Origin of the sequence: Pseudoalteromonas sp. S1612 (assembly GCF_005887175.1) — a bacterium.
Lineage (GTDB): Bacteria > Pseudomonadota > Gammaproteobacteria > Enterobacterales > Alteromonadaceae > Pseudoalteromonas > Pseudoalteromonas undina.
Genome location: NZ_PNDH01000021.1, coordinates 62,005 through 81,479, shown reverse-complemented (window position 1 = coordinate 81,479; position 19,475 = coordinate 62,005). Strand labels below are relative to the sequence as shown.

Genomic DNA, 19,475 nt, shown 5'->3' with positions numbered 1-19,475 from the left:
TAATAGCTTTCTGCTGTTTTAGAGTAATTCTTTAACTAATACCTGTGCTTTCTCAACATCAAAAGTTCTTGCAGCATACCCTTGTGCAAGAATTTCTTGAGGTAAATACTCATCAAACTTATCTATAGTTTTTTCTGCAATAGCATCAGCTAAATCAATTGCTGATATGGTTTTATCATCTCGAAAGCTTTTAAGAGCCCCGATAACATGATCAATTAAGGTATTCTCAACTTCTATAATTCCTGCAAATGCACCCGCTCCAAACCCTTTGTGTATAAGTACTGCAACAAGTGTATTTACAACTTTATCACCGGCCCAAGGCAAAACAACGGCTGTATTGCCATGCTGTAAGAAATATGTACTTTCAAGTTTTGCAGTTTTAAAAAAGTCAGCCCCCTCTTTAAAAAGTGCTTGGGCAACTGCATCACCAAATTCAATTCTTTGTTCACCAACTTGAACTCTGTAGTCACTTTCTTTCAGAATTTTAAGCATTTCTTGTCTCACTACATCATGTACAGCCATCCCTGAACCACCAAATTTAGGTGGTTTCCCTCCTTTTGCATGCTGTACTGAAATCACTTTTTTGTCTGTATCGACTAGCTCAACCACCCAACGTTTACCCGCAAATACAATATGTTGGCCCTCTAAAATAAGGCTATCTACTGGTAATGTCCCTAGTGTTTTACTACCCGTTACAATTCTAAATTCTTCAGGAGTTTTAAAGACGGCATAAAACGTATAATGATTTGTTACTTTTTCACCCATAAAACCTAAAACCAGTTCACCACTTCCTAACTGGGTAATAAGATCTACCTTACCCATGTGAGATAGCAAATCTTTAAAATGAGTAACAGTAACTTGTTGGAATGGCCCGTCTTTACAAAGTAATACGTAGATTTGATCTGCTCTTATCCCCCCCCATTGCGCGATGAGAGCTAAAACCTGATGAAGTAATGTTGAAAAGTGATAGAGCGAAGTGTCTGCTGGTTCATACCATTTACTTGCAACCAATAACCGTATCATCGCTAACGATTGAACCAATTCAAGCCGCAGTTTATCTACAATACTCGATTTTTCTGTAAGGTCAGCCTCAGTTATTAGCATTCGCAAAATACTAGCGCCACCACGCCTACCTGAACGACCCATGCGCTGCCGTAAACTTGCAATAGAATGCGGCGCAGTAACTTGTACGACAGAGTTAACCTTGCCTATATCAATGCCTAACTCCAAAGTCATAGTACACACTGCTGTCGTGGGAATTTGATCTTGCTGAAGCCGAGCCTCAAGTGATTCTCGCATTTCTTTGGCTAATGAGCCGTGATGTGGAAAAAACTCGTTAGGCACAGTGTTGCTCTCACACATCTCTGCAAGAGTGGTCGCAATACTTTCGGTGCGACTTCTGCTATTTGCAAACACTAGGTGGTTTCCACCACGGCAAAGACCATATAAATCGTTACATACGGCTTGCTCCGCAGTAACCGTCTCATCTGCCACAACAGCGCTCTCAATATATCCCTTCACTTGCATTTTTAACGATGATGAAGACTGCGTTTGCTTTATTATTTTACAAGACAGTGATTTATTAGGTCTTAAAGATGCTGGGACACTTTCTAAGTTACCTAAAGTCGCACTTAAAGCCGTTCTGGGTATTGGTGAGTTTACACGGCCTACAAGGTGTTCTAAGCGGTGCAGTAAGCTCAACAAGTGATGGCCTCGCTCTGTGCCAATAAATGCGTGAAATTCGTCTATAACTATATGCTTTAAATTCTGAAAAGCAGACTTTACCCAGCCACTGTCTCTTATTAATAATGACTCTAGGGACTCTGGCGTTATTAACATAATGCCTGATGGATTTCGTTTCAGCTTATTTTTCCGACTTTGAGGACTATCACCATGCCAAGGTGTAACTTGTATGTTTAACAAATCTGACAAGCTTTCTAGCCTTCGGTCTTGATCGTTTATTAACGCCTTTAGTGGACTGATATATAAAATGCTTACACCACTTACTTCATCTGCGATACTACTTATTGCAGGTAAAAAAAATGCTTCGGTTTTACCTGCGGCAGTAGAGGCACTAATAAGCACATCAGTATTGCCTGATAGGATAGGCTCAATTGCTAAACATTGTATCTCTCTGAGCCGATCCCAGCCTTGTTTAAAAATCCACTGCTGAATACGAAAATCGAGCTTTTCGTGCGCGTCGATCATAACTTAAAATCAGCTAGTTCATCGTCTTCAGATTCAATATCTAATTCTAGATCGGAAGGTTTTTCCTCTGCTATATCAACATTTTCTATTAAGCTGCCCCACGAAATGTTTGGATTTTGATCAATCACGGCAAGCATATCTAAAAACGCTTTGATCGTATTTCTTGGCGTTCTGAAGTAAGCGTCTCCAATTGTTTTACTGCAATGGGTTAAAAATGCTTTGAGGGACTCGTCAGGGACTAAATATAACGATTCATCGCCTGATGCAAAAACATGTCTAAGGTTTTTAAGTAGTATAAATAACTCTTCTGGCGTTAAACTTGCCAAGTGTAATGCAGGGGATGAGTAATCAATAACACCGGCTTGTTTTGCAAATGTGTTGCCAGCTAGGCGAGATTGCAGCGCCTCATAGCTATATAACCCTTTTCTTGGATCAAGTAAAAACTCGGGTGTACCACCGAGTAAAAACCCTAAGTACTCAGCCGATCCTTGTAAGCAGTCGTTGAGTATTCTAAGAATTTGCTCGTAATTTGATAATCGTGCTTGGGTGCTATTGAGTTTGTATAAATTTACCATTTCATCGAGGTTAACTAATAACCCTTCGTAGCCAGCTTGCCTTACAAATAAACTCATAAGCTTTAGAGAGTCATAAAACGAAGCATCTGAGATAATACTTCTTATACCAAGATCTTTGCGAGCATCTGTTTTTGTTGCATATTCTGCTCTTAACCATTTTACAGCGTTGTTCTTAAGTTGCTCGTTATCTGTTTCATGGCCAGTCCAGTATGCTTCTATAACTTTTGCAAAGTCGTAACCACCTACAAGCTCAGAGAGAGACGCGAGCCTTTCGTGAATCACTGTGGTTATTTCTTTGCTTGTATTATCTGCTTCTTTTCGTGCCTCGGTAATAAACTTTTCAACCACACTGGTCAATGCATTACCATCAGGCTTATTACGAGTAGACATGTTTCTCATTAACTCAGAATACAAGTTTCTGGCTTGTCCAGATGATGCATGAATACGACGATCGGGAGATAAATCTGCATTAACAGTAACTAACTTTCGCTCTAATGCGATCGCTCTTACAACACTTAAAAAGAATGTTTTACCTGAGCCGTATTCGCCAATAATTAACCGAAAAGCAGAGCCGCCCTCTGTCACTCTGTCGATATCTTTAATGAGCGCTTTAAGCTCATTACCACGACCTACTTGTATATGCTGTATGCCGACTTTTGGGGTAACACCCGATTTAAGAGACTGTATAATTGCATCGCGCTCTTTTGATCTAATTTTTTTTGCTGCCATTGTTATAACTCCCTTATCTCTTTGACTATTTCTTCATCAATGTATATATCACCGTCGTCATCAATTACTGGTGCATCCACTAAATCAAATGACCAGTCATTAATGGTTTCTATAGCACCATCGACCATTAATTTTAGCTCACTACACATTTGGGCTACCTCTTCGCGACCCCATTGCGCTTTAGCGCATAGCTTTTCAAACAACTGACTATGAGCCTGATCTAATCCATCAACTTCGTTTGTCAGCTCTGGGACTTCAATATAATCGCTTTCATCTTCATCTGAGGTAAAGATCTGTTCCAGCATGTTTTTAGCTTCTGTTGTTTGGCTTTCATGAAGGGCTAATATTGTTTCATCTAAGCTAAACTCTGATGAGCTTTGACTACGTGGCGCTGGCTGGTGACTACTTGTAGTAAGCTGATGAATATCACTCGTAACAGACTCTTTATCCAGTCCTAAATTTGTGTAGAGTTTTTCGATTTGCTTTACTTCTCTGTTATCGACATTGCCATCTGCTAGCGCAATAGACAGAATAAACCTTTTCACAAATTCTATTTCTTTTACACCTAAATTATTAAGTCTATTTTTTAAACCCGTATTATCCGATGGTGTAACTAGTCGCCATGTAAGATAAGCCTTTAGAGATCGCTTTTCTATATCCGTTAATTTTTCATCATGAGCAATTAGCTTTTCTAGCTCAGAACTTTCTGATTCATCCACAACCCCATCTATATTTGCAACCATAGCACCTAAACGCAGTGCGACACCCACTTGGTTAAACGCATGACTAGGGACGAATTCTTCCTCATGCCCTGGAGTAAATAGTACAAGTTTGCCATCTAATTTGGGTTTTGTATGGTGGTAACGTAAGTCAGGCGCAATACCAATATCAGCAAAGTTCGCTAAGTTATAAATGAGCTCACCTTCTTTTTTATTTATCGCTTTCGGTGTTGGTAAGCCTGTTTGCAACCAAAATTCAGATACATCTGTTACCCCATCATTTTCTAAAATGATGGCCTTAGCCCACGCTTTAAACTTTTCGATTAATGGTGACGGTTGACTGCTAGCAATGACACGAGGCAACAGCATTAATGCAGCTAAATCATCTTTGCTTGTATCAGCCTTAGCTAAATAACGGCTATAACTAGCTAGCTCCTCAGTGACTTTATCTGCTATTGGAATAAGCTTTTTTATAGGTGCTTTTAATATGCTCGGATCAGGCAAACCGTCGAGTAAAATTTTAATACTAGGGATACCACCGCTGGCGGCAAAGTACTCTGCGTTTAATTTGGTTTTATTGGGCTTCACTTGCATTCCCTCTGGGAATTTTTGCTTGTAGTAAAGTTTAAAAAGTGAATCAAACTCTATATCGCAGCGCCTAGCTGCGGTTTTTAAATTGTATTGGTCTGTATTTTTAATCCACTCAAGTGCTAACTCATCACTCACTCTTTCTGTAGCAACGATTTGCTCTGAAAGACGTAATTTAAAAAGTAGTGAATGACGTGTCTTTGGTAATTTATGCTTTCTACATTCAAATAATTTAGGTTTAACTAAATACATAAACTCTAAGAGATTTGCTGAATAACCAGCAAAAGAGCGATTTGAAGCAAACACTTTATGTAAACGAAGTACTTCATCAAAAATATCTTCAAATTGTTCCTCTTCAATTTTATTATCTTGACCATTCTCAACAACAAATCTTTCAAATCCGTAAAAGTACAAAAATACAAAGCCTATTGGGGTGTTGCCCGCACTTCTATCGGTTGCTAACCAATCAAGGTAGGCACCTCTAGACTCTTTAGATAATAAACCGTAGCTTGGCCAGTAGCCTAAAGATTCATCAGTTGGGAATTCGTTTGAATTAGTCCGTGGTGATATTACTGGTAAGTCTGCACAAATTAATGCTGGTTCAGAGCGATAACCAACCAATGATTCCATCACCCCACCTACGTACAGAAACCCTTTTAACTTTCGACTGTGAATAGTAACTTCTTGACCCTTGCTTAACCATTGAGCTTGTTTACCCTTATTGATATAGGTGTCTTCAGATACATTACTCTCAAAAATATTAAATGTGGCTAAATCGTCTTCAGAATTTCTCGAACTATCGGCACGCTCTATAATTGTGGGAGGTGTATTAACAACAGTGATGCGAGGTTTTGGACTAAGCTGCTTTGAAGTTGTTAATTCATTTGTTTGTTTGTGTAGCTCAACACTTACTGATGCTTTATTAGTTTTAATGGGATTTATCGAGCTAGTCACGTCACTCGAAGGTCTAGACAAAGAAACCTTAGAGGCAGGCGTATCAGGAGTTTCTTTTATACTTTGCCTCGGATTATCTAGTACTTTAGGCTTTTTTTTATTTGAATTTGAGCGTGGACTGGTAATTAACCAAATTATCAATATAACAACTGCGATTATAAAAATGAATTCCATGTAATATCCCTTTAAAAATGGTTGGTACCATTTTGGTATTTAAAACTCCATATGCTACTAACATACCACTAATAAATTCAGAAATGTATAATACTGCTACTCAGTAATTTCAATTACTCTTAATCAAAAAAATCGTCTTTAATGAAACCTCTTTGCATAAGGTTCCTCGAACATCCCTATAGGATGTTAAGTTTGCGAAATATGAAACTAACATGGGCTTGGTTCATAATTAATAACTGAACGCATATTAGGTCACCGCTATATCGTCTAAAAAATCTCAACTTATACGTGTAAATATAAAAAAAATATCACGTTATGCGTGGTGTGAGATTCTCACATGGCTAATTAAAAGCTATAAAATGGTCTTTTTCAGTGTGTGAGATTCTTATGTGATGTATGTATGATCATAGGTATGTGATTAAAAGGGTAACTTTACTGGTAGAAATTAAACACAATATGAATGCCCACCTATTATTCATACGAGACACTTTAACTATTATTCTATAGATCTTTCCTATTCATGAATCAGATTAACTTGATGGCTCTGAGTAGGTCTATTAGGGGAAGTCATGCAGCACAGGATCTCTAACTTTGAGGGACGACAAGCTTTCATAGCCCTCGTTTTTTCCTTTTACTTGCCCCGCTGTTTATCCTAAGTCATAATCTAAGCCCTTATTTAAATACGGATTTGTTATGAACTGGCTTGCTAATCTAAGTACTCAGCGTACACCTTGGTTATTATTCAGTGGGATTGTTTTTCTACTTGAAGTTACTGCACTTTTCTTTCAATACAACATGGGGTTAGCGCCATGTATTATGTGTATTTACCAACGCACCGCAGTATTAGGTCTACTTTTTGCGGGTATTATTGGAGCTAGTAAACCAAACAATCTCGCAGTACGTATTGTTGCCTATACAACATGGGGGATTTCAAGTGTATGGGGGCTACTAATAGCTCGTGAGCATATTGAAATGCAAACAACCACAGACCCATTTGCATTTAGCTGTGAATTTGAGCCAAATTTTCCAGAATTTATGCCGTTACATCACTGGATACCACAATTTTTTGAAGCGACAGGTGATTGCGGAAATATAGATTGGCAATTTGCCAGCCTAAGTATGCCAGCATGGATGGAAATTATTTTTGTACTCTTTACCGCCACACTGTTTATATTAGTGGCCAGTCGATTAATTACTAAAAAGTCACTTTAATATGTTTACTTTTTTTTCAAGCCAAGTTGATGAGCTTAAACATTTAAAAGTTCGTCAACGACAAACTGTTATAGCTATCTCTTTAAGCATGCTATCACCCAGTGACAGAGTCTTTATACGCATACTAAAGCTGATGCTATTAAGCCCATTCTTTTTAATATTTACTCTTTTCGAAGGTTGGTTACTGGTGCCCTTTTTGATTGTAGCTGGGTTGAGCTATCCGCTATTAACAGCACCAGTAGATATTAACTTTGCTAAAAAGCACCTTGGTGCTGCCTTAAAACAGTTTGATCAGGGCGCATAGCGCCCTTTTTAGTTAAAACGTCACCTTACCATCAAGTTTGGCTAGCATTTTTTTACCCACCCCTTTTACTTTGGCTAGATCTTCAAGTGATGCGAAATCACCATTAGCTTCTCTATAGTCGATAATTGCCTGTGCCTTTTTCTTACCGACACCTGGTAACTTAATTAACTGTTTTAAATCAGCAGTATTAATATTAACCATGGCTGATTGCATCTGCTCTGATAGCATATCGCTTTGCGCAAAGGTGGTACCCATAGGTAATAAACATAAAGCAGCTGCTAACGAGATTATTTTAATTAATTTCATACTATTTCCTTTTGTGTTCCTACATGAACATTCGTTGATTATTTACACCCAGCACTTTTAAGTAAGTTGTGGTTACTAAGTACTAACGGTAACAATCACTCCTTGCGACTCCTTTACTGCAACGCGTTATAAAGTGACTTAATAAATAAAGTAGAGTTGGCCTTTATTGTCAATTAAGCTGCAGATAAACTAAGGCTAAAGCTTGCAAAATAACGCGCAAGCTTGTACTGTACATAAAAACAGTAATCTAATGATTTAAAATAATCATATTGCCACGTAAGTAAGCAGGAGAAATCATGGCTGTTGTTGTTAAATATGTTGTAGAACGAAACGGAGTCGAGCGCATGACGTTTACTACTAAAAAAGAAGCTGATGCCTATGACAAAATGCTCGATATCGCCGAGTCACTAGAACTAATGCTTGAAAAAGTAGATGTGCCTCTAAGTGAACAACAAGTTGAGTCGCTTGCACTTGAGATTGCGAAAAGTAAAGACGACTTTATGGCGGTACTTAAGGGGACTAAAGAAGTACCTGCAAAAGCTAAAAAAACAAAGTCAGATAACGTTGCTGATATAAAAGATAAAGCAGCGAGCTAATCTAAAAAACAGTAATGCAGCTTATAAGCCGACTACTAATTTATGAAACTGAATTCGTGATTCGTATTCAGTTTTTTTATGTCTTTAAGTAATGATAACGAGAAGCGAGTAAGTCATCACAATTTGCTATTGTTAAAAGTCAGTCAATAAAAATGCCAACCAGTTAAACTGGTTGGCATTTTTTTAAACCAAAACTTTACGTTAGCTAATCAATTACAATGACGATTCAACTTCATCAAACAGATCAGTAATTTCCTTTTTCGGCTCAGCTGTTACAAGGCTTCCTACTACAATAGCAATACTTGCTAAAATAAAGCCAGGGACGATTTCATATATCACGCTGCTTAAGCTATCACCATTAATAGTAATAGGCGCATAAATCCATACAAGCACAGTTAGAGCACCAACAACCATACCGCTAATAGCCCCTTTTAGGTTCATACGCTTCCAGTAAAGACTAAACAATACCAATGGACCAAATGCAGCACCAAAACCTGCCCATGCATTACTTACTAAATCTAGTATTGAACTATTGCGGTCATACGCTAAGTAAATTGCAAATAACGCAACCAGTATCACGCTAATACGCCCTACTAATACCAGCTCAGTTTGCGAAGCATTACGATTTAAGTAAATCTTATAAAAGTCCTCAGTTAAAGAACTTGAACACACCAATAATTGCGATGAGATAGTACTCATAATCGCAGCTAAAATAGCCGCCAGTAAGAAACCTGCAATTAACGGGTGGAAAATTAATTCAGCCAATACTAAGAAAATTGTTTCTTTATCGGCAATCGGCATTTGATTTTCAATCATAAATGCAGCACCAAATAGGCCAGTAAATACCGCACCAATAGCAGATAACGTCATCCAAGACATACCAATACGACGCATGGTTGGCATTTCTTTTACTGAACGAATAGACATGAAACGAACAATAATATGCGGCTGACCAAAGTAACCTAAACCCCATGCCATTGCAGAAATAATAGCAATAGTGGAACCACCAGCAAACCAGTCAAGCATACTTAAAGAATGAATTTCGCTTGCTTTAGGCGAGCTTAGTAACTGCTGATAATTTGCATTTGCTAAGGTATCCATAAATGGTTGGTCAAGCATCATATAAGTGGCAATTGGCACTGCTAACAACGACACAAACATAATACAGCCTTGCACAAAGTCTGTAAGGCTAACCGCTAAAAACCCACCAAATAAGGTATATACCACTACCACACCAGTGGTGATGTATAGGCCCATTTCGTAACTCATTTGAAATGAGTTTTCAAATAACTTACCACCGGCAACAACACCCGATGAAGTGTATAAGGTAAAGAAAACTATAATTACTATTGCAGAGATAACACGTAGGATATTTTTGTTGTCATCAAAACGGTTTGCAAAGAAATCGGGGATAGTAATGGAGTCATTGGCTTTTTCAGTATAGACACGCAGTCTTGGGGCGACTAAAAAGTAGTTTGCCCACGCACCTAATACTAAACCAATTGCAATCCAAACCTTACTCAACCCAAATAAATACATTGCGCCGGGTAAGCCCATTAATAACCAACCACTCATATCTGATGCACCAGCCGATAAGGCAGCTACACTGGGGGCTAAATTACGACCACCTAGCATATACCCTGAAATATCACTGGTAGATTGCTTATATGCGTATAGTCCTATTCCTAGCATTACAATAAAGTACAATGCCAGTGAAATAATCATTCCTGTTTCCAAATTCGCCTCCACTTAAAAAAGTAATAACAGGCTTGTAATCCAAATAATGACTCTTGAAATCTTATAATTAAGACAGTATTGGAATAAAAGCTTTCTACCCAACTATAACACGGTAATTGCTAATAACTCCAACCCGCTAATTTAAGTAGATAAAAAACCATCTATTCGCTCGCTTTTAAAACAAATAGAATAAAAAACAATGAGTTTAGATTAATAAAAATCACCTAAGCCATGATATTTTATTAATAATAATTCATTTTACCGATGCTATTTTGAATGTTTTCCAATATATTATTACAATGTTAATCAATTTCTACTGTTTCGGAATTTTATATGTATTTTTACGCTGCTCGCCAACCTATTTTAGATCGCAATAAGGAACTAATTGGCTATGAGCTTTTATTTCGTGATGGAGTAGATAATGTATTTCCGAACATTGACGGCGACGAAGCAACGTCTCGCCTAATTGAAGGCAGCCAGTTTAATTTTGGTCTTGAAGATTTAACCGATAATAAACCCGCTTATATTAACTTTACTTTAGACACCTTATTAAAAGGCTACCCCACGCTATTAAACAAAAACGGGGTTGTGATTGAAATACTAGAGACCGTTCAGCCAGGAAAACGTCTGCTAGCAATAGTTAAAGACCTAAAAGAGAAAGGGTACACACTCGCCCTAGATGACTATGCGCATCAACCGGTATGGCGTCACTTTTATCCGTTTATTGATATCATTAAAGTTGACTTTTTAACGTGCGATATGGAAACCGTTAAAACGATCATTGAAGACTTAAAACCTTACCCACATATCAAGTTACTCGCAGAAAAAGTTGAAACTTACGAGCTTTACAACCAAGCTTTTGAGTTGGGCTTTGAGTACTTTCAAGGCTTTTTCTTTTCAAAACCCGAGATGGTGCAAAGTAAAGCCTTACCGCCATCTGGCATGGCACTGGCTGAACTGCTCTATGAAACATCCAGTGTAGAAATGGATCTTAAGAAGATCACCGATGTATTTGAGCGTGATGTTAACTTATCTTACAAGCTCTTGCGCTATTCCAACTCAGCGGCATTTACCCGCCGCTCTGAAATAAACACTATAAAACAAGCACTAATTGTACTAGGGGCTGCTGAAATAAAAAAACTGCTCTCTTTATTGTTTGCAGCACAAGTATCTGCAGATAAGCCATTGGAACTTATTAGACTGTCGTTAACACGGGCGCGTTTTTGTGAATTGTTAGCTATTTCACATGGCAAACTTAAAGATACAGGTATGGCGTTCTTAACCGGCATGATGTCGCTTATGGATGCGATATTAGATGAAGAAATGGACAGCGTAATGCTTAAATTACCTTTGTCTAATGAGATAAAAAAAGCGCTGTTAAAAAATGAAGGACTACTTGCTGAATACTTAAACTTAGTCACTCTGTATGAGCATGGTGATTGGCAAGCTGCGAACGATAAAGCCCAGCAATTAAACTTAGGCGATGAAGTGCCTGATGCATATCACGAAGCACTCAACTGGGTGAGTGAGCAAATGCGAGTGATGATCGATAGCTAAAATATCTTTAATACCCATAAACAAAACGCCAGCATCTGCTGGCGTTTTGTTTTTATTAAAGGCTTTCTAAGAAATCCTCATCAAAATCTTCAGGCTCTTCTTTTATTGGCGGGTTACCATCAAATAACTCGTATAATTGACGCTGAAAATAAATGTCTTTAATAAATAAGTAGGGGTCTAACGAATCATTTAATAACCCTTCCTGTGCCATTAATGACGCACGCGCTTCAACTGCTTTTAGTGCAAACACTAAAATAGTTTGTGGTGTAGTCAGTGCTATTTCAGGCAGTACAACATTATCAACTACATCACCAGTTAAGTTACGCGCGGTAGATGGCCCCATTGCTGGGATCATTAAATAAGCACCATCACCCACTCCCCACACACCTAGCGTTTGGCCAAAGTCCTCGCTAGTTACTTCAAGCCCAAGTGAGCTGGCTACATCAAATATGCCAAATACACCCACCGTTGAATTCACTAAAAAACGTGCAAAATTAATTCCAGCACTACTTGGTTTTCCTTGCAGGCCGGCATTTATAATATCAACGGGTGCAGTAATATTATCGGTAAAGTGCACAATACTACGACGAACAGGCTGCGGTGTAACAGTGATATAACCCACTGCTGCTGGCCTTAAAATATAGGTATCGAGTACGTCCATATTAAAGTCATAAATGGGTCTATTTACACTTTGTAAGGGATCGCGCTCATCATATTTACTCTCGGGCACTTGAGCACAGCCCGATAAGGTGAGTAAACATAATAAAAGTAAGCCTTGTTTTAACATCTCAAATCCTTAAGGTATTAATGTATCAATGTTCAGTTGCACTTGTCGCACATCTTTACGAAGCAGTACTTCAGAGTGGCCTTCAAGCTCACCAGTACTTGGCATCACTGAATCATCATTAGAAATACGCGCAGAAATAACAATTTCATTAGCACTGGATAAATTTAGCCCTGCCATCATGGCGTTCTCGTCGCTCAGCTCAACGGTGATTGGAAAGCTATAGTCAGTCAATTTAACAACGGCTAAAGGCATTGGTGAACCTTCAGAAGCTTTAGCAAACACAAACAAAATACCGTTACTGGGCTGTTTATCTTCGAGTTGCTCGTCAACCTTAACCGTGACCTGAATTCCTTGAACAACTTGCAGCTCGTGATTATTCAGCTCGCTTTTCTGAGCTATTTGACCATCGATTTCACTAATGCGCTCAGAAATCATAGCATAACGCGTATCTGACTCGTCCATACTGGCAAGAAGTACCTCAAATGCAGCTTTTGCCTGTACCCAATCTTTTCTCTCAAAGGCAATCAGCGCAAGTAACGAAATCGCATCGAGATTATTTGGCTGCGCTTGTAGCACTTTAGAAAGCATACCCGCTGCGCGAGTCATATTCTCATCACTGCCCTCAAGTAGTAATACCTGCGAGTAGCTCACCAAAGCTTGCATATTATCAGGGTTCATTGACAATGCTTTATCAAATGACTGTTTTGCCATGTCAAACTCATTAAGCATAATAGCGACACGCCCTAACAGCATCCAAGCTACTTCATCATCACCGCTTTGACTTAACTTTGTACGCAGTGCCAATGCAAACGCTTGAAGTTCATTTTTAGATAACGGCTCACCTTTTTGCATTACGGCACGTTGACCATAATCGGCTAAGTTGTCCATTGCATCATGCCACGCCGAAATTTGTTGTTGGCTGCCTGTCATCGCATAAAATATACCTGCTAATGCAATTAAAAACGCTGCCCCTGTTAAAGCAAATATACGGTTATCACCACGACTGTTTAGTGACTTTTCTGGCGATAATTCATTAAGCAAACGACGTTTTAGCTCAATAATAGCCTCGTTATGGTTTTGCGAGTCTATACGTTGATTGTCTAAATCAGCCTGCAGTTCAACTAAACGCTGCTCATAAATGCTGATAAGCTGTGCATTAGCGTTGTGAGTAATAGTTACTACGCGCTCTTTTTTTAAAAAAGGCACAATAATAAACAGCAATGCAATGAGTGTGAGTAAAGCAAAAGACGCCCACATTAAAATCATTTAACTTTGCTCCTGACGTTTATTTTGTTTAATCAACTTATTGAGCATCACTTCATCAGCGTCACTCCATGTTTGTTTTACCGACGCTTTACGTTGGCGAATAACAATAAAACCAAAGCCTATTATTACAATGAGTACTGGTAACACCCACAGAATTAACGTAGCCGGCGTTACTGGTGGATCGTAATGAACAAAGTAGCCATAGCGGTCAATCATATAGTCAATGACTTCATCTTTGCTTTTACCATCTTTTACTAACGCCAATACACGCTCACGCAAGTCTTTTGCAACTACGGCATCTGAATCAGCAATGTTTTGATTTTGACATTTAGGGCAGCGTAATTCTTTAGTTAGCTCTTCAAAACGAATCGCTTGTTCATTGCTATCAAACTGATAACGATCTTGCTGAGCAAACGCTGCTAAACTAATAAATAAGCTAAGGGTTAATAAAAACAATCTCATGGCTGCAGCTCCTGCATAAGAGGCGCAAACTTAGCGCGCCAAACTCGAGGGTTTATATCACCGGTGTGGTGTAACAAAATAGTGCCATTTTTATCAACTAAAAATGTTTCTGGTGCTCCAGACACACCCAAGTCTAACGCCAAAGAGCGCTCTAAATCTAAAATATTAAACTGATACGGATCACCGGCGCGCGCAAGCATATTACTGACATCGTCACGCAGTGCTTGCATATCAAACGGGCCATCAAAATCGGCATCGTAACTTTGAACATAATACAAGCCGATAATTTTAATGCCTTGTTCGCGAAGCTTAGTTAAATAATCAAGCTCAGCTAAACACGTTGGGCACCATGTGCCCCACACGTTTAATAAATACACGTCACCTTTTAACTGCTCATCAGTCCAACGTTTATTATCTTGCATTAAATCAGGCAAGTTAAATGTTGGTACGGTTTGACCAATGCGCCCTGTTTGTATTTCCCGAGGGTTAGCAAACAACCCTTGGTATAAAAACACACAAATAAAGATAAAAATTAATAAAGGGACTATTGCCATCAATTTGCGATTCATAACGCCCCCTCTAATTCATCTTTGCGAGGTGAAGCGCGATAACGCTTATCAAATAAAATCACAAACCCAGCAAGTGAAATCAAAACACCACCGATCCACATCCAACGCACAAACGGCTTGTGATAAATACGTAATGACCATGCCCCTTCACTTAATTGCTCTCCAAGGGCGAGGTATAAATCGCGAGTAAACCCAGCATCTATTGCTGCTTCAGTCATAAACTGCATACCAATGTCGTATCGGCGTTTTTCTGCATAAAGACGCGCAATTGTTGTGTCTTCTTTTAGTACTGTTACCACACCCGCATGACCGCTATAGTTTGCACCACGAATTGTCTTCACGCCTTCAAAACGGTATTGATACTGATTTAGCTGTACGCTATCACCAGGCTTCATTGATACATCACGCTCAACTGAATACGCCGAAGTAAGCGTAATACCGGCAATAACAAAGGCCAAACCAACATGGCCAAGCACCATAGCCCAATAACTTAAACCTAAGCGTTTGATGCCGAGCTTAAGTGAGCCATGAACAGCAGCCTTGGTGTAAAGGTCGATAAAGGTAGCAATAAATATCCATACACCTAACGTAGTTGCTAACAGAGTGAGCGGCGTAACTACTTCATAACTGCTAAACAGCCACGCACAAGTAATAACGACGCTGACTAGTGCGCCAGCAAATATTTTGTTTTGTAAAAACGCCCATTTATTTTGCTTCCAGCGCAAAAATGGCCCTATGCCCATTAAAATCGCAAATGGCACCAGTAGAATGGCAAACATTTCATTAAAGAAAGGTTCGCCAATAGAAATGCTGCCTAAGCCCATTTCTTTGTGCACCATAGGTAATAAAGTACCCAATAGTACAATTAAAGTAGCAACCACTAGGAAAATATTATTTAGCCAAAGTGCCACTTCTCGAGAGACAAACTTATAACGCCCCTCACTTTTAACCTGTGAAACACGCAAGCCGTAAAGCGCTAGGCCGCCGCCAACAACAATAGCTAAGAAGGCAAGGATAAACAGCCCTCGATCCGGATCGGTTGCAAAGGCGTGCACCGAGACAATAATCCCTGAGCGAACAATAAAAGTCCCCAGTAAGCTTAATGAAAAAGCAGCAATTGCTAATAATACGGTCCATGATTTAAATACACCGCGCTTTTCAGTCACACTTAAAGAGTGTAATAAAGCAGTTGCCACTAACCATGGCATAAGTGATGCGTTTTCAACTGGATCCCAAAACCACCAGCCACCCCAGCCAAGTTCTGCATAAGCCCACCAACTGCCTATAGTAATACCTAATGTTAAGAAGCCCCATGCTGTCATTGTCCATGGGCGTGACCACTTAGCCCAGGTATTATCGAGTTTACCAGTTAACAGCGCGGCAATAGCAAATGAAAAAGCCACAGAAAGACCTACATAACCCATGTAAAGTAATGGTGGATGAATGATCATCCCTGGGTCTTGTAATAATGGGTTTAAATCTCGCCCTTCAACAGGAAAATAGGGCAATAAACGCTCAAACGGACTTGAGAGCAGTAAGGTGTACATCATAAAGCCGACACCTAAAAAGCCAAGCACACCCAAAACGCGAGCACGAAGTATCCAAGGTAGTGACTTAGAACGCATAGCAACAACGGCTGTCCACCCTGCTTGCATTAATAACCACAGTAAAATAGCACCTTCATGTCCGCCCCAAGTAGAGGTGATTTTATAATACCAAGGCAAAGTGCTACTTGAATGATAAGCAACGTAAGATACGGTAAAGTCGTCGGTTAAGCTGGCATAGATAAGTACAGCGAACGACAACGCAACAAATGCAAATTGACCAATCGCTAATGATGGCGCCGCACGCATCAAACGAAGGTTTCCTGTGTGTGCTCCCCAAAGTGGAAAAATACACAACAGCACACTGAGCACCATGGCCAATGTTAAAGAAAAATAACCAAGTTCAGGGATCATATTAACTCCCACTATCTAAGTTATATTTTGGCTTTTCGTGCTTAATGCCTTTTACAGCTTCAGCAACTTCCGCCGGCATATATTCTTCATCATGCTTGGCCAACACTTCAAATGCTTCAATCACGTTAGGCTCTACTAACACACCTTGCGCAACAATCCCTTGTCCTTCACGAAACAAATCAGGCAAAATACCTTGATAACGTACCGTTACCAATGGCCCCGTATCAATCAGCTTAAAGCTTACTTTTAAGCTTTGTTCATTTCTGATCACAGTGCCTGGCACAACCATGCCGCCAATTCTCAACTTTTGGCCTACAAACGGCTTTTCTTTATTAGGACCTTTACCATCAATTAATTCGCTGGGGGTGTAAAACAAATTAATATTTTCTTGTAAGGCGTACAACACTAAACCAATTGATCCGCCAATACCAAAGAGTACGGCGATAATAACCAAAAGGCGCTTTTTACGTCTTGGGTTCACGAGGTTTGCTCCTGCTTAGAATTTTTAATTCGAGTTTCACGCGCTATTTGCTGCTCAATCGACGCTAAAATTTGTTTTTTATCGCGTAGTGAGCTGAATAGAATACCTAATAAAATCAATGCGCATGTTCCAAAAGAAAGCCATACATAAAAGCCATAGCCTCCCATTGCAATAAAATCTGAAAACGAGTCAAACTGCATAATTACCCCTTAGTTAACAACTGTCGCACCCATGGGCGGTGCTTTTCACGGTGTAAAATTTCATTTTTAAGACGAATTAAAGTCACAGTACCAACAAACGCGGCAAAGGCTAAAATATTAATCATTAACGGCCAAAACATACTTGGGTCAACCGCATCGCGGTTAAACTTAGTGATGCTCGCCCCTTGATGCAGGGTATTCCACCATTCCACCGAAAAGTGGATGATAGGCAAGTTGATCACTCCAACAATAGCTAAAATAGACGCGGCGCGACCGGCTGACTTTTTATCTTCAAAGGCATGGTACAAAGACAACACCCCTAAGTATAAAAATAATAAAATAAGTTCAGAAGTCAGCCGAGCATCCCATACCCACCACGCGCCCCACATTGGTTTACCCCATGCAGCACCAGTAATTAAAGCAATTGCTGTCATACACGCACCAACAGGCGCGATTGCAATTACCGCAAGCTCGGCATTACGTAACTGCCATACCAAGGCAACAATGGCAGCAATCGCCATTGATGAATATGCGCCCATAGATAAAATAGCGGAGGGCACGTGAATAAAAATAATACGGTAACTGTCTTTTTGTTGGTAATCAGCAGGGGCAAAACCTAATCCCCAAACCCAACCAACAATCATACTAACGACCGTAACTACTGCAAAATATGGCAGTAGAGTATTGCATAATTGATATGCTCGCTCTGCTTTCGCATACGGATGTAACCACTTCCACATATTAACTTACACTCACTTTTAATGCTGATGATATGGCAATTGGCGCACTAATAATCGCAACGACTAACATGGCACCTAGGATTGCAAGCTGACCACTGTAATCCAGCGACATAGTACTGGTATCAATAGCGGAAGTTGCAAAAATTAAAACCGGGATATACAAAGGCAAAACGAGTAAACTCATTAAAATACCGCCTTTTTGTAATCCCACCGTTAGGCCTGCTCCTATCGCGCCAATAAAGCTCAATAAAGGAGTTCCCAATAATAGCGTTAATAACGTGGCCATTAGGGCCGTCGTTTCTAAATTTAGTAGTAAAGCAAATAAAGGCGTCATTAGCACTAGCGGTAAACCGGTGATCACCCAATGAGCCGCAACTTTACCTAATACGGTTAATGATAAAGGGTAAGAGGAAGCAATGAGTTGTTCTAAAGAGCCATCGTTATAGTCATCTCTAAATAGCTTATCGAGTCCAAGCATGGTTGATAATAAAGCCGCAACCCAAATAATGCCCGGTGCCATTCTTGATAACAACCCAGGTTCTGGCCCTATCGCTAGTGGAAATAACGAGATAACAATTAAAAAAAACAAGATAGGATTAACTATTTCAGCGCGCTGACGAAAAGCGAGCTTAACGTCTTTGCTAAATACCGCGACAAATAACTGCCAATATGAGTGCTGTCTTGTCATTAGTGGCGGTACTCCAAAGTCAAGGTCTGTAAGTCACTAAAGTGGGTGGTTAGGTCTTGGTGTGTTGTTAACAAAATAGCGCCCCCCTTTGATAAGTGCTCGGTAAAGCGTTGCTGCAAAAAGGCAACCCCACTTTTATCGAGCGCTGTAAAAGGTTCATCTAAAATCCATAACTTGGCTTCAGATAACCACAAACGAACTAAAGCCACCCGTCTTTGCTGACCTGCCGATAATGTTCTTACGGGCACATCTTCCAGCCCTACCAAACCTAACTTACTTAACAAAGGATATAAATCAGGTGTATTTACATAACCATTAATAGCCAACCAATGTGCTACATTTTCAAGTGCACTAAGTTGTACATTAACTCCGGTTTTATGGCCTATAAATAATAAGTCTCTGGCGTATTCGTCATAATATTTTTTGATAGATTGATTACGGTATAAAATATCACCTTCGTCAGGCAGCGAAAAACCGGCAATAATGCGCAATAATGATGTTTTACCAGCCCCATTAGGACCAGCTAACTGCATGATTTGACCGCTTTTAAGGCTAAAATTAAGTTCATCAAACAAACAACGCTCTTGCTTGATACAAGTAACGGACTTAATGTGTAACAAGATGACGATTCTCTCTGCCAAAAATTAGCGGTAAGTCTACCATAA

General features: G+C 39.5%; 19 protein-coding genes. 4 read left to right on the top strand and 15 right to left on the bottom strand.

The window, feature by feature from the left end; translation table 11 throughout:
- Positions 1 to 18 precede the first annotated feature (18 nt).
- The 3 genes from CWB78_RS09135 to CWB78_RS09125 are packed head-to-tail and all read right to left on the bottom strand — an operon-like array spanning position 19 to position 5,947.
- Positions 19 to 2,208: a DEAD/DEAH box helicase gene (locus tag CWB78_RS09135; protein WP_109874289.1), complete on the bottom strand. Its 2,190-nt coding sequence runs from the start codon at positions 2,206 to 2,208 to the stop codon at positions 19 to 21.
- Entirely contained in the window at positions 2,205 to 3,512 is a 1,308-nt protein-coding gene (locus CWB78_RS09130; RefSeq protein WP_138595146.1) for an ATP-binding protein, read from the bottom strand. Before CWB78_RS09130 ends, CWB78_RS09135 begins: the two co-directional genes overlap by 4 nt.
- 2 nt (positions 3,513 to 3,514) lie before the next feature.
- Positions 3,515 to 5,947, bottom strand: coding sequence for a tellurite resistance TerB family protein (locus CWB78_RS09125; RefSeq protein WP_138595144.1), 2,433 nt, complete (start codon positions 5,945 to 5,947; stop codon positions 3,515 to 3,517).
- A 693-nt stretch (positions 5,948 to 6,640) separates the two neighbouring features.
- Here CWB78_RS09125 and dsbB point away from each other — a divergent pair.
- Positions 6,641 to 7,159, top strand: coding sequence for a disulfide bond formation protein DsbB (gene dsbB, locus CWB78_RS09120; protein WP_010387961.1), 519 nt, complete (start codon positions 6,641 to 6,643; stop codon positions 7,157 to 7,159).
- Position 7,160: 1 nt separating this feature from the next.
- Positions 7,161 to 7,463 carry a DUF6170 family protein gene (locus tag CWB78_RS09115; RefSeq protein ID WP_010387958.1) on the top strand — a complete coding sequence of 101 codons (303 nt, stop codon included), beginning with the start codon at positions 7,161 to 7,163 and terminating at the stop codon, positions 7,461 to 7,463.
- 12 nt (positions 7,464 to 7,475) lie between these two features.
- On the opposite strand, the gene CWB78_RS09110 is transcribed toward CWB78_RS09115, so the two are convergent.
- On the bottom strand, positions 7,476 to 7,769 hold the full coding sequence (locus CWB78_RS09110) for a ComEA family DNA-binding protein (RefSeq protein ID WP_055013029.1): 294 nt from the start codon (positions 7,767 to 7,769) through the stop codon (positions 7,476 to 7,478).
- A gap of 296 nt (positions 7,770 to 8,065) precedes the next feature.
- Here CWB78_RS09110 and CWB78_RS09105 point away from each other — a divergent pair, with 296 nt between their 5' ends.
- The gene (locus CWB78_RS09105) at positions 8,066 to 8,365 is read left to right on the top strand and encodes a YebG family protein (protein WP_010387955.1); all 300 of its coding nucleotides are present in this window, start codon (positions 8,066 to 8,068) and stop codon (positions 8,363 to 8,365) included.
- A gap of 213 nt (positions 8,366 to 8,578) precedes the next feature.
- Here CWB78_RS09105 and putP read toward each other — a convergent pair whose 3' ends face one another.
- Positions 8,579 to 10,090, bottom strand: coding sequence for a sodium/proline symporter PutP (gene putP / locus CWB78_RS09100; RefSeq protein ID WP_054201697.1), 1,512 nt, complete (start codon positions 10,088 to 10,090; stop codon positions 8,579 to 8,581).
- Between the two features lie 345 nt (positions 10,091 to 10,435).
- Between putP and CWB78_RS09095 the strand changes: the two genes are divergently transcribed.
- Complete coding sequence (locus CWB78_RS09095; RefSeq protein ID WP_138595142.1) at positions 10,436 to 11,659, top strand: EAL and HDOD domain-containing protein; 1,224 nt, start codon at positions 10,436 to 10,438, stop codon at positions 11,657 to 11,659.
- Between the two features lie 55 nt (positions 11,660 to 11,714).
- Here the strand turns inward: CWB78_RS09095 and CWB78_RS09090 are convergent, their stop codons facing one another.
- Genes CWB78_RS09090 through ccmA form a run of 10 tightly spaced genes read right to left on the bottom strand, consistent with a single transcriptional unit; the run spans position 11,715 to position 19,430 of the window.
- The gene (locus CWB78_RS09090; protein WP_054201699.1) at positions 11,715 to 12,446 is read right to left on the bottom strand and encodes an MlaA family lipoprotein; all 732 of its coding nucleotides are present in this window, start codon (positions 12,444 to 12,446) and stop codon (positions 11,715 to 11,717) included.
- 9 nt (positions 12,447 to 12,455) lie between these two features.
- On the bottom strand, positions 12,456 to 13,712 hold the full coding sequence (gene ccmI / locus CWB78_RS09085) for a c-type cytochrome biogenesis protein CcmI (protein ID WP_010387952.1): 1,257 nt from the start codon (positions 13,710 to 13,712) through the stop codon (positions 12,456 to 12,458).
- Positions 13,713 to 14,174 carry a cytochrome c-type biogenesis protein gene (locus tag CWB78_RS09080; RefSeq protein WP_055013033.1) on the bottom strand — a complete coding sequence of 154 codons (462 nt, stop codon included), beginning with the start codon at positions 14,172 to 14,174 and terminating at the stop codon, positions 13,713 to 13,715.
- Complete coding sequence (locus CWB78_RS09075) at positions 14,171 to 14,743, bottom strand: DsbE family thiol:disulfide interchange protein (protein WP_036933069.1); 573 nt, start codon at positions 14,741 to 14,743, stop codon at positions 14,171 to 14,173. Before CWB78_RS09075 ends, CWB78_RS09080 begins: the two co-directional genes overlap by 4 nt.
- Positions 14,740 to 16,701, bottom strand: coding sequence for a heme lyase CcmF/NrfE family subunit (locus tag CWB78_RS09070; RefSeq protein ID WP_138595140.1), 1,962 nt, complete (start codon positions 16,699 to 16,701; stop codon positions 14,740 to 14,742). The genes CWB78_RS09075 and CWB78_RS09070 overlap by 4 nt, the downstream gene beginning before the upstream one ends.
- A gap of 1 nt (position 16,702) precedes the next feature.
- Positions 16,703 to 17,182 (bottom strand): cytochrome c maturation protein CcmE, encoded by a 480-nt coding sequence (gene ccmE / locus CWB78_RS09065; RefSeq protein ID WP_075169670.1) that lies wholly within the window; start codon positions 17,180 to 17,182, stop codon positions 16,703 to 16,705.
- The gene (ccmD, locus tag CWB78_RS09060; protein WP_055013035.1) at positions 17,179 to 17,382 is read right to left on the bottom strand and encodes a heme exporter protein CcmD; all 204 of its coding nucleotides are present in this window, start codon (positions 17,380 to 17,382) and stop codon (positions 17,179 to 17,181) included. The genes ccmE and ccmD overlap by 4 nt, the downstream gene beginning before the upstream one ends.
- 2 nt (positions 17,383 to 17,384) lie before the next feature.
- Positions 17,385 to 18,122, bottom strand: coding sequence for a heme ABC transporter permease (locus CWB78_RS09055; protein ID WP_036985043.1), 738 nt, complete (start codon positions 18,120 to 18,122; stop codon positions 17,385 to 17,387).
- Between the two features lies 1 nt (position 18,123).
- A complete protein-coding gene (ccmB, locus tag CWB78_RS09050; protein ID WP_054201703.1) occupies positions 18,124 to 18,810 on the bottom strand; it encodes a heme exporter protein CcmB in 687 nt (228 codons plus the stop codon).
- Positions 18,810 to 19,430 (bottom strand): cytochrome c biogenesis heme-transporting ATPase CcmA, encoded by a 621-nt coding sequence (ccmA, locus tag CWB78_RS09045; protein ID WP_075169671.1) that lies wholly within the window; start codon positions 19,428 to 19,430, stop codon positions 18,810 to 18,812. The genes ccmB and ccmA overlap by 1 nt, the downstream gene beginning before the upstream one ends.
- Positions 19,431 to 19,475: the final 45 nt, after the last annotated feature.

Bases quoted from the DNA above. Each gene is read 5' to 3' on its own strand.
- CWB78_RS09135 (WP_109874289.1), bottom strand. From the start codon at position 2,208: ATGATCGACGCGCACGAAAAGCTCGATTTTCGTATTCAGCAGTGGATT.
- CWB78_RS09130 (WP_138595146.1), bottom strand. From the start codon at position 3,512: ATGGCAGCAAAAAAAATTAGATCAAAAGAGCGCGATGCAATTATACAG.
- CWB78_RS09125 (WP_138595144.1), bottom strand. From the start codon at position 5,947: ATGGAATTCATTTTTATAATCGCAGTTGTTATATTGATAATTTGGTTA.
- dsbB (WP_010387961.1), top strand. From the start codon at position 6,641: ATGAACTGGCTTGCTAATCTAAGTACTCAGCGTACACCTTGGTTATTA.
- CWB78_RS09115 (WP_010387958.1), top strand. From the start codon at position 7,161: ATGTTTACTTTTTTTTCAAGCCAAGTTGATGAGCTTAAACATTTAAAA.
- CWB78_RS09110 (WP_055013029.1), bottom strand. From the start codon at position 7,769: ATGAAATTAATTAAAATAATCTCGTTAGCAGCTGCTTTATGTTTATTA.
- CWB78_RS09105 (WP_010387955.1), top strand. From the start codon at position 8,066: ATGGCTGTTGTTGTTAAATATGTTGTAGAACGAAACGGAGTCGAGCGC.
- putP (WP_054201697.1), bottom strand. From the start codon at position 10,090: ATGATTATTTCACTGGCATTGTACTTTATTGTAATGCTAGGAATAGGA.
- CWB78_RS09095 (WP_138595142.1), top strand. From the start codon at position 10,436: ATGTATTTTTACGCTGCTCGCCAACCTATTTTAGATCGCAATAAGGAA.
- CWB78_RS09090 (WP_054201699.1), bottom strand. From the start codon at position 12,446: ATGTTAAAACAAGGCTTACTTTTATTATGTTTACTCACCTTATCGGGC.
- ccmI (WP_010387952.1), bottom strand. From the start codon at position 13,712: ATGATTTTAATGTGGGCGTCTTTTGCTTTACTCACACTCATTGCATTG.
- CWB78_RS09080 (WP_055013033.1), bottom strand. From the start codon at position 14,174: ATGAGATTGTTTTTATTAACCCTTAGCTTATTTATTAGTTTAGCAGCG.
- CWB78_RS09075 (WP_036933069.1), bottom strand. From the start codon at position 14,743: ATGAATCGCAAATTGATGGCAATAGTCCCTTTATTAATTTTTATCTTT.
- CWB78_RS09070 (WP_138595140.1), bottom strand. From the start codon at position 16,701: ATGATCCCTGAACTTGGTTATTTTTCTTTAACATTGGCCATGGTGCTC.
- ccmD (WP_055013035.1), bottom strand. From the start codon at position 17,382: ATGCAGTTTGACTCGTTTTCAGATTTTATTGCAATGGGAGGCTATGGC.
- CWB78_RS09055 (WP_036985043.1), bottom strand. From the start codon at position 18,122: ATGTGGAAGTGGTTACATCCGTATGCGAAAGCAGAGCGAGCATATCAA.
- ccmB (WP_054201703.1), bottom strand. From the start codon at position 18,810: ATGACAAGACAGCACTCATATTGGCAGTTATTTGTCGCGGTATTTAGC.